A 4890-nucleotide genomic window follows, 5' to 3' on the forward strand; every position below is an offset into this window, starting at 1 on the left:
ACGAACCGCATGTTGGCCCTCGTGACCGCCTCGCAAATGGCCTCTGCGTCAGTCGCGTCATTCTTCTGTCGCTTGACGTAGGGCTTCACGTAGGCCGGCGGCATCAGCCGAACGGTGTGACCAAGTGCCTGGAGTTCCCGTGACCAGTGGTGCGCCGAGGCGCAGGCTTCGATACCGACCAGACACGGCGACAGCTTCTGGAAGAACGGCAGGACGTAGCGACGCTTCAATTGCCGACGGATGACTACTTGGCCACTAGCGTCAACGCCGTGAACCTGGAAGACCGACTTCGCGATATCTAAGCCGATTGTCGTTATCGTCTGCATGGCTCGCTCCTCTGAATCGTGGGAGCCTCAACAGCGCCCACATCCATGGCACCGATGTGCCGGTGGAGGAGCCGTCCACATGGGGTAATCGCAGGAGCGAGTTGCCTCAAGCCAATCACTAGTCTTGGAAGGTAGCTGTTCCCCGATAGGATGGAAATACGGGCTCACGACTGGACGCTGGCCCAAGCATCGAATGGAGAACAGCCATGGAAGAATATATCGGTCTCGACGTGTCGATGAAAGAGACGTCAGTCTCGATCCGCCAAGCAGGTGAACGGATCTGGCGGGGCAAGTGCGCGTCTGATCCCAGAGTCATAGCCGAGCTCATCCGCAAGCGGGCGCCAACCGTGAAACGCGTGGTGTTCGAGACCGGACCACTGTCGATATGGTTTTATCATTCTCTGCGCACCGAGGGGTTGCCGGCGATCTGCATCGATGCGCGCCATGCTAAAGCGGCGCTCGATATGGCGGCGAACAAGACGGACGCGAACGACGCCGATGGTCTGGCCCAGCTCGCAGAAGTCGGGTTCTTCCGTGAGGTTCGGGTGAAAGGCTTCGACAGCATGCTGACCCGCACGCTTGTCGCGGCACGCACGCGGCTGGTCCGTATCACAACAGAGCTTTCCAACCAGATTCGTGGTGTCATGAAAACCTTCGGCCTGCTCGTTCCTGCCGGAAAGGGAAGCACCTTTGAGAAGAACGTCCGGAGCCTTCTTGCCGATCAGGACGGACTTGCATCGATCGTGCTCCCGATGTTGGAAGCCTGGCGTGGCATTCGCATCCGCGCCGCCGAACTCGGACGCCAGTTGGTCCGGGACGCGCGGCAGAGTCAGGCTTGCCGTATCCTTATGTCCATTCCCGGCATCGGTGCGATCACCGCAACCGCCTTCACCACAGCCATTGAGAGGCCGGACAACTTCAAGAAATCCCGATCTGTTGGCGCTTGGATCGGCCTGACGACGCGCCGCTACCAATCCGGAGAAGTCGATTATGACGGCCATATATCCCGACGTGGCGATCGCCATTTGCGAGGGCTTCTCTACGAAGCGGCGGCGGTCATTCTGACACGCAGCTCAACCGACAGCACTCTGCGCACGTGGGGTCTGAAGCTCCGGGAGAGGATCGGCTTCAAAAGAGCTGCCGTGGCCCTGGCGCGCAAACTGGCGGTTATAATGCATACGATGCTTAAGACTGGCGAGCTCTTCAATCCGAATGCCGGAGCCGCCGCATAAGTCCCGATAGCGTTCAGAACCTGAACGCCTAAGGTGTCCCTGCCGGGACGTGAGCCGAGCCATTCCGCTGATGCTGTTGCACTGCTGACTCAGCAAAGTGCGTCGTCCACATTGAAGGCTCGTCCTGCGAAGCTCTATCATGCGGCGGCTAATGTCGACCGCGAAGACAACCATGCACCCGGCAGCGTCCCCTGAACGAAATTAGTGCTTGACGCCTCAGCAGCGATTAGACAACAGCATCAACATCGGAAAATCTAACTACCGCGTGTGCTTAGGACGAGCTCCCTGTTCAGCTTCCTGGAACAATGCCTTCGTCGGCGTGTTGGGCCAGTTGAAGATGTCTTACCTTCAGGCCCACAACGCAACATTATTGGCACCGCCGAGCCCGATAAAAGCCGGCGTCATCTACACCTGTCCGATGCACCCGCAGATCCGCCAGGTGGGGCCGGGCAATTGCCCCATCTGTGGGATGACGCTGGAGCCGGTCAAGGCGACAGTGGAAGTCGGCGAGAACCACGAACTCACCGACATGACCCGGCGGTTCTGGGTCGGGCTGGTTCTAACGCTGCCGGTCTTCGTGCTGGAAATGGGAGGCCACATTCCGTTCCTGGGCCTGCATGATCTTGTCCCGCCGCGCATTTCCACCTGGATACAATTCGCTCTGTCCACGCCCGTCGTCCTTTGGGCGGGGTGGCCATTCTTCGAGCGCGCCTGGGCGTCGGTCATCCACCGCAGTCTGAATATGTTCAGTCTGATTGCCCTCGGGACGGGTGCTGCTTACCTCTACAGCCTGTTTGCGAAATCGAGCCCGCCCCCGGTCGTTACGTAAGAGAGAAGTCAAACTAGCCACGGACACAGGTCGGTCGACTTATGTCCTTTAACACCCTCAAACACCCTCAAACACCCTCAAGCCTCAGGAGAAGTTCCATGTCAGACGATGTCGTCATCGTCAGCGCCGCCCGCACCCCGGTCGGCAGTTTCAACGGCGTGTTCGCCACCATGCCGGCCCACGATCTGGGCGCGATCGCCATCAAGGCCGCCCTCGAGCGCGCGGGCATCGAGCCAGGCCGCGTCTCCGAGGTGATCATGGGCCAGACCCTGACCGCCGCGCAGGGCCAGAACCCGGCCCGCCAGGCCTCGATCGCCGCCGGCATCCCGGTGGAAAGCCCGGCCTGGGGCGTCAATCAGCTGTGCGGGAGTGGCCTGCGCACGGTCGCGCTGGGCTACCAGGCGCTGCTCAACGGCGACTCCGAGATCGTCGTCGCCGGCGGCCAGGAATCCATGAGCATGGCCCCGCACGCGCAGTACCTGCGCGGCGGCGTCAAGATGGGTCCGGTCGAATTCGTCGACACCATGATCAAGGACGGCCTGTGGGACGCCTTCAACGGCTACCACATGGGCAACACCGCCGAGAACGTCGCCCGGCAATATCAGATTACCCGCGCGCAGCAGGACGAGTTCGCCGTCGCCTCGCAGAACAAGGCCGAGGCCGCGCAAAAGGCCGGCAAGTTCAAGGACGAGATCGTCCCGGTCACCATCAAGTCCCGCAAGGGCGACATTGTCGTGGATACCGATGAATATCCGCGCCACGGTGCAACGCTCGATGCGATGGCCAAGCTGAGGCCGGCCTTCGAGAAAGACGGCACCGTCACCGCCGGCTCGGCCTCGGGCATCAATGACGGCGCCGCCGCGGTGGTGCTGATGACCGCCAAGCAGGCGGCCAAGGAAGGCCGCAAGGTTCTCGGCCGTATCGCGTCGTGGGGCCACGCTGGCGTCGATCCCAAGATCATGGGCACCGGGCCGATCCCGGCCTCGCGCGCCGCGCTGAAGAAGGCCGGCTGGAGCATCGGCGACCTCGATCTGATCGAGGCCAACGAGGCCTTCGCGGCGCAGGCCTGCGCGGTCAACAAGGACCTCGGCTGGGATACGTCCAAGGTCAACGTCAATGGCGGCGCCATCGCGATCGGCCACCCGGTCGGCGCATCCGGGGCGCGCGTGCTGGTGACGCTGTTGCACGAAATGCAGAAGCGCGACGCCAAGAAGGGCCTCGCCACTTTGTGCATCGGCGGCGGCATGGGCATCGCCATGTGCATTGCACGCGATTGAATGTGCGGCGTTGCATGATGAAAAGTTCATCTCGCAACTGCACTACGCAAGGCTAATAAGAAACGCCCGGCCTCAGTGCCGGGCGTTTTGTTCTTGATGTTCGTCAAACAGCTCGCTTAATTCGAAGCTACACAAGAAGCGAAGTTCAAAAAAGCGTCAGGGAGGGATTCGACATGGCACGTGTTGCATTGGTGACGGGGGGAACGCGGGGCATCGGGGCTGCGATCAGCAAGGCGTTGAAGGCCGCTGGCTACAAGGTTGCCGCCAGCTATGCCGGCAATGACGCGGCCGCCGACAAGTTCAAGGCCGACACCGGCATCCCCGTCTACAAATGGGATGTCAGTTCGTTCGATGCCTGCGCCGCCGGCGTCAAGCAGGTCGAGGCCGACCTCGGGCCGGTCGACGTGCTGATCAACAATGCCGGCATTACCCGCGACGGCGCGTTCCACAAGATGACGCTGGAACAGTGGAACGCGGTGATCAACACCAATCTCGGCTCGCTGTTCAACATGACCCGTCAGGTGATCGAGGGCATGCGCGCCCGCAAATTCGGCCGCGTCATCAACATCTCCTCGATCAACGGCCAGAAGGGCCAGTTCGGCCAGGTCAATTATTCGGCGGCCAAGGCCGGCGACATCGGCTTCACCAAGGCCCTGGCGCTGGAGAATGCCAAGGGCGGCATCACCGTGAACGCGATCTGCCCGGGCTATATCAACACCGAGATGGTGCAGGCGGTGCCGAAGGAAGTGCTGGAGAAAAGCATCCTGCCGTTGATTCCGGTCGGTCGCCTCGGCGAGCCCGACGAAATCGCCCGCGCGGTGGTGTTCCTCGCCGCCGACGAGGCCGGCGCCATCACCGGCTCGACACTCTCGATCAATGGCGGGCAGTATATGATTTAGTGAGATCGGCGGCGTGACGCGTCAAGTTGGCCTATCAGCCGACCGGCTTCGTCTAGGCATTCGACGTGCCGCTGTGGTCGCTGACGTCGGCAACGTACCAGCGGACGGCGGAGATGCCGAATGCACGGTGGCGCAGACGGCAGTGGCGCCCCGAGAGGGAGCAAGAACGGCAATTACAAGCACGGCCGCTATACCAAGGAGGTGGCAGCCTGTGCCTGTCGTAAATCAAATCCGGACATATTGGTGGCCGGCCCAGCTTGTGGATAGCTGAAGATTTTGGGTGCTGCGCTTCAGGCTGATGGTGAAACGAGGTCCGTGGTCACGGCC

The 4890-nt window shown here is 61.6% G+C and carries 4 protein-coding genes and 1 pseudogene; 4 read left to right on the top strand and 1 reads right to left on the bottom strand.

Annotated elements, in window-relative coordinates:
• The coding region (locus E8A46_RS20755) for a transposase (protein WP_291565264.1) at positions 1-326 on the bottom strand (326 nt) is incomplete at its 3' end.
• A gap of 206 nt (positions 327-532) precedes the next feature.
• On the opposite strand from E8A46_RS20755, the gene E8A46_RS20760 reads away from it, so the two are divergent.
• From E8A46_RS20760 to phbB, 4 genes and pseudogenes are all read left to right on the top strand, one after another.
• On the top strand, positions 533-1558 hold the full coding sequence (locus E8A46_RS20760) for an IS110 family transposase (RefSeq protein ID WP_291565268.1): 1026 nt from the start codon (positions 533-535) through the stop codon (positions 1556-1558).
• Between the two features lie 385 nt (positions 1559-1943).
• Positions 1944-2369 (top strand): annotated as a pseudogene (locus E8A46_RS20765) (heavy metal-binding domain-containing protein); the annotation flags it as partial.
• 116 nt (positions 2370-2485) lie between these two features.
• A complete protein-coding gene (locus tag E8A46_RS20770) occupies positions 2486-3664 on the top strand; it encodes an acetyl-CoA C-acetyltransferase (RefSeq protein ID WP_291565272.1) in 1179 nt (392 codons plus the stop codon).
• 173 nt (positions 3665-3837) lie between these two features.
• Positions 3838-4563: an acetoacetyl-CoA reductase gene (phbB, locus tag E8A46_RS20775; RefSeq protein ID WP_291565275.1), complete on the top strand. Its 726-nt coding sequence runs from the start codon at positions 3838-3840 to the stop codon at positions 4561-4563.
• The last annotated feature ends 327 nt before the right edge of the window (positions 4564-4890 follow it).

Origin of the sequence: Bradyrhizobium sp. (assembly GCF_004799445.1) — a bacterium.
In the GTDB taxonomy this organism is placed as follows: Bacteria; Pseudomonadota; Alphaproteobacteria; order Rhizobiales; family Xanthobacteraceae; genus Bradyrhizobium.